The organism is Tissierella sp., assembly GCF_052089545.1.
Taxonomy (GTDB): Bacteria; Bacillota; Clostridia; order Tissierellales; family Tissierellaceae; genus Tissierella_A.
Genome location: NZ_JBQDAA010000168.1, coordinates 1 through 5,104, shown reverse-complemented (window position 1 = coordinate 5,104; position 5,104 = coordinate 1). Strand labels below are relative to the sequence as shown.

Below are 5,104 nucleotides of genomic sequence, written 5' to 3'. Positions count from 1 at the left end.
TTTATATTCTTTAGATATTTCTTTTGCAATTGGTCCTGCTACTATTATAGCTACTGTATTGTTTGCTGTAGCTGCGTCAGCTAAAGAAACAAGGCCTGCAATTCCAGCTTCTGCTGATTTTTTTCCTTTTATTAAACCTTTTATTTTATCTAGAATCCACTGGATTCCACCTGCTTTGGTAACCATCTGAGCGAGTCCACCCATAAGTAGAGATAAGATAAATATGTCTAACATTCCTTCAAATCCACCATATATTTCTTGGGAATATTGTAAAAGTGTAAATTCTCCGTAAACAAGTCCTATTATACCAGAAAATATTATTCCTCCAGTTAAGACTACAAAAACATTCATTCCTGCTATAGCCGCTATAAGTACAAATAGATAAGGAAGTACTTTTATTATATTAAAACTATATTCTCCCGCAGTTACAGCTGTTACAGGTTTACCAAATATAAGTAATAAACCTATAGTTATAATAGCAGCCGGTAGAGCCATCATTAAGTTAACTCTAAACTTATCTCTCATCTGTACATTTTGGGTTCTAGTTGCTGCTATTGTAGTATCAGAAATAATAGATAAGTTATCACCAAACATTGATCCACCTACTGTTGCAGCTATTACTAATACTAAATTTAATCCTGCTTTATCAGCAAGACCTATTGCTATTGGTGCTATTGCAGCTATTGTACCAACTGAAGTTCCAGTTGCTACTGCTATAAAGCCTGATATTACAAATATACCAGCTGTTACAAACTGTGCCGGAATAAGTGTAAGACCTAAGTTAACTGTTGAATCTACTCCACCCATAGCTGAAGAAACAGCTGAAAATGCCCCTGCTAATAAGTAAATAATACACATAATAATTATGTTTTCTTGTCCACAACCTTTAATAAAGGTATCAAATTTTTCGTCTATGCTTCCCTCTAATAAGAAAAATGCAACTATAACTCCGATTATAACTGCTACTGGAGCTGGGAATTCATAAAATGCCATCTCTACTCCTCTTGCTTCCAAAATAATACCAGCAGCTAAATAAACTATTACAAACACTAAAAACGGTATGAGTGCTTTTCCACTACTTTTAACCTCTCCTGGTCTTTCCATTTATAAACGCCTCCTTAAATTTTTAATATGAATACATAATATTCGCCTATATTTATAATAATTCCAACTTACTTGTCATTACTTTTATAAATAATCTTATATATAGGCTTGATATCGTTTTCATATTATTACTTTATATCATACCATAAATTTAGATAAAATCAATATTTTTTATACAAACCATCAAAAAAACCTCCCTTTATTAGACATTTTTCTTGTCTATTCGAGAGGATTTTTGTTAATAATTGAGTTTTTCATCTATTATATCTTACTATGCAAGTTCTAGAGCTATCTCCATCATTTGAGTAAAACTCTTTTCTCTTTCTTCGGCTGTAGTTTCCATCTTCTTTACTAGTGAATCAGATACAGTTAGTATGGTAAGTGCATTTACGCCAGCTGCAGCTGCATTTGAATATAATGCATAAGCTTCCATTTCTACTGCAAGTATGCCCATCTTTTCCCACTTCTCATATACATTAGCAGTATCATTATAAAATACATCACTGGTAAGAATATTACCAACTTTTACATCTATACCTTTTTCTTCTGATACCTTTTTTGCTTTATAAAGTAAATCCCAAGAAGCTATAGCAGAAAAAGTTCCAGGAAGATCATACTGATGAGCAAAACTTGAGTTTGTACTTGCACCCATTCCAAGTATTATATCGTAAAGTTCCAAGTCTTTATTATATGCACCACAAGAGCCTATTCTTATAAGGTTTTTTACTCCAAAGTTATGAATAAGTTCATAAGAATAAATACCAATAGACGGTACTCCCATACCTGTTCCCATAACAGATATCCTCTTACCTTTATAAGTTCCAGTATATCCAAACATGTTTCTTACTTCATTAAATCTAACTGGATTTTCTAGATAAGTTTCAGCAATAAATTTAGCTCTTAAAGGATCTCCAGGCAGCAATATAGTTTCTGCTATATCACCTTTTTTTGCATTAATATGTGGCGTACTCATAAAATCATCTCCTTAAATTTTATTAAACTTATCATATCATATGCTAACATTGCATTTCAATAAATGTCTTTAAAGAGCTTTCCTACATCCCAATACATATATATAAAAACACTCCTTTACTTGTAGGTTTTTTAGCTTAAAATCTACATCCAAGTAAAGGAGCATATCATATGTTTTTTATATTCCTTTTAATACTAAGCTTCAGTTAAGCTACCCTTTTCTTCATCACTACTACTTTTACCATCTTCCTCAAGCTTTACTTGAGATACTATATTTGTAAGTTTATCTGAAACTTCTCTATTTGTTTCCATAATATCATTTATACGATTTACAGTTTCTACTATATATTGATTTTTCTCTGCTATATTTGTAGTTGCTGTTGTTGATTCTTCTACCGTTACTGATATATCATTTATTGTGTTAAATACTTCATTTAGTGTTGCTTCTAACTCTTCTGATGTAGCTGACAGATCAGATATCATATTGTTTAAACTCATTCCATCTTCTTTATATTCTTCTGTTGCACCTACTATCATTTCGTAATCTTTTATTACATTTGCCTCCAAGAATTCCACTAAATGTCCTACACTTTCAACTAGGTTATTTACAACATCTGTAACTCCCTTAGTTACATCTTGAATTTCTCCAACTGTTGAGTTTGAGTTTTCAGCAAGCTTTCTTATCTCTTCTGCTACCACTGCAAAGCCTCGTCCTGCTTCTCCAGCTCTTGCTGCTTCTATTGCTGCATTTAGTGAAAGAAGACTTGTTTGTTCTGATATTTCAAGGATTGCATTTGAAAGTACATCTATTTTTTCTACTTCTTTTGCTGATTCTACTGCTGTTTCTATTTCAGATTTAGTCTTAGAGTAAATCTCCATAGTATTATCTCTAGCATGTACAAATTGAGTACTTAATTTATCAGCTTTATCACTTATGGCATTTGATGTATTTGCTCCTTCTTCCATCTTATTAGAAAAGTCTGATATGGCATCATTTATCTCTCTAGTTGAGTCATCTAGTGTCATAGCACTAGCAGCTGTCTCTTCCATACCTGCTGAAAGCTCTTCTGTAGTAGCTGAAGTATCTTCTGCTTGTTCTAGAAGATATTTTAATCTTTCATTAGATTTTTTAAAGGACTCTTCATTTGTTTCAACAGAATCATCCAATTCAAACATAAATATTCTTAACTTATCTATTACATTTTTAAAGGCTAGAGCCATAACACCTATCTCATCTTGACGATCTAATATACTGCTATCTATTGTATCTGTTAAGTCTAGGTTTCCTATGTTCTCTGCTATATTTGTCGCCCTAACTATTGGTTTAGATATATAGTTAGCCATAATATAAGATACTGCTATTCCCACAGCTAGTATTATAACTGCAGCCAAAATAGTTAATTTTATTACATTATTTACTACCCCCAGAGTATCTTTTACTGCAACTGCAGTTCCTACTCCCCATTCTACTTCTTCCATTTCTTCAAAGAAAAGAAGTTTTTCCATATCATCATAATCTTTAAATTTTCTATCTTGTATACCCTTATCTTCTACACTTATAACTTTTGCAAGTTCCCCGTCTGCCACTTCTTCAATATTTATAACCCTTTCAGTAGTTGGACTAAATTCATCATCAGCATGAGCTATTATATCACCATCTGCATCTACTAAAAAAGCATATGAGCCTTCCCCTAAGGAAACTTCTCTTATATAGTCTGTTAAATATCCAATTCTTATATCTGCAGCTATAACTCCTTCTCTACCTTCCTTAGTATTAAAGGACCTAGAAATTGTAACTATCATATCTCCAAGAACCTGATCTACATAAGGTTCAGATATATAAAACTCTTCAGCTGCAACAGCCTCTATATACCAAGGTCTTTCTGAAGGATCTGATCCTAGATCTGCACTATGATGAATAAATTCCCCATCTTTAAATCCAATATAGTAGTTTGAACCTTCATTTCTATCATTTGCTACTTTAAGATACTCGGCAGCATACTCCTCTTCAAAATTATCCCCTACAACCATACCTCCTATAATTTCATCCATAGCCTTTTTTTGATTTCCTACCCACTTATCTAATTCTTTAGATACAAGCATAGTTCCATACTTAGTTTTATCATTTACTTCATTTTCCAATTGTTTTATGGATAATGTATAATTTAAAACTGACATTGACACTATACTAACTATACATATAAGTACTGTAAAAATAACAATTCTATTTTTTAATTTCATAATCTTGCCTCCCAATTTTTATATTTGTTTATATATTTTTATAAATTTAACTATATAAATTATTCCGACCTAACTAATATCGACAGCTTTAGTTAAAACTTAAGCTTTTTAAAGCTTAAATATATAAATGTTTTTTTCTTCTAAGTAAATCAACATATGTATGAAAGACTATAAAACAAAAATACTTCTAAGCTAATCAGTCTAATGAATTTAGATTAAACCAACTACTTAGAAGTATCATAGCATTAAAAATAACTTAATTTTCTTAAAGCAAAATTATATTATTTATTTATGGAAAATTTAATAATCTTTTCTAATTTAATTTTCTATATTTAAGCTTCAGATGTACTTGCCTCCTCTTCTCTAGTATCCTTCTTATCTTTTCCATCAAGTTTTATCTGGGATACTATATTGGTTAATTTATCTGAAACTCCCTTGTTGCCTTCCATTATTTCATTTATACGATTTACTGTTTCTACTATATTTAGATTCTTCTCAGCTATATTTGTAGTTGCTGTTGTTGATTCTTCTACTGTTGCTGATATATCGTTTATAGTATTAAATGTTTCATTAAGAGTAGCTTCTAATTCTTCTGATGTAGCAGATAGGTCAGATATCATATTATTTAAACTCATTCCATCTTCTCTATATTCTTCTGTTGCATCTACTATCATTTCGTAATCTTTTATTACATTCTCCTCCAAAAATTCCACTAAATCATCCACTGACGATACTAGGTTATTTACAACATCTGTAACTCCCTTAGTTACATCTTGAATTTCTCCAA

At 31.2% G+C, this 5,104-nt stretch carries 4 protein-coding genes; all 4 read right to left on the bottom strand.

Annotation, left to right across the window (positions count from 1 at the left end; translation table 11 throughout):
• Nucleotides 1-1,104: Na+/H+ antiporter NhaC family protein (locus ACTHW2_RS10560; protein ID WP_442263879.1), on the bottom strand; the 1,104-nt coding region annotated here is incomplete at its 3' end.
• Nucleotides 1,105-1,375: 271 nt separating this feature from the next.
• Nucleotides 1,376-2,077, bottom strand: coding sequence for a purine-nucleoside phosphorylase (gene deoD / locus ACTHW2_RS10555; protein ID WP_442263878.1), 702 nt, complete (start codon nt 2,075-2,077; stop codon nt 1,376-1,378).
• 194 nt (nt 2,078-2,271) lie between these two features.
• A complete protein-coding gene (locus tag ACTHW2_RS10550; protein ID WP_442263877.1) occupies nt 2,272-4,317 on the bottom strand; it encodes a methyl-accepting chemotaxis protein in 2,046 nt (681 codons plus the stop codon).
• A 332-nt stretch (nt 4,318-4,649) separates the two neighbouring features.
• Nucleotides 4,650-5,104: hypothetical protein (locus ACTHW2_RS10545; protein WP_442263876.1), on the bottom strand; the 455-nt coding region annotated here is incomplete at its 5' end.

Coding starts and splice junctions, on each gene's coding strand:
- deoD (WP_442263878.1), bottom strand. CDS start 2,077: ATGAGTACGCCACATATTAATGCAAAAAAAGGTGATATAGCAGAAACT.
- ACTHW2_RS10550 (WP_442263877.1), bottom strand. CDS start 4,317: ATGAAATTAAAAAATAGAATTGTTATTTTTACAGTACTTATATGTATA.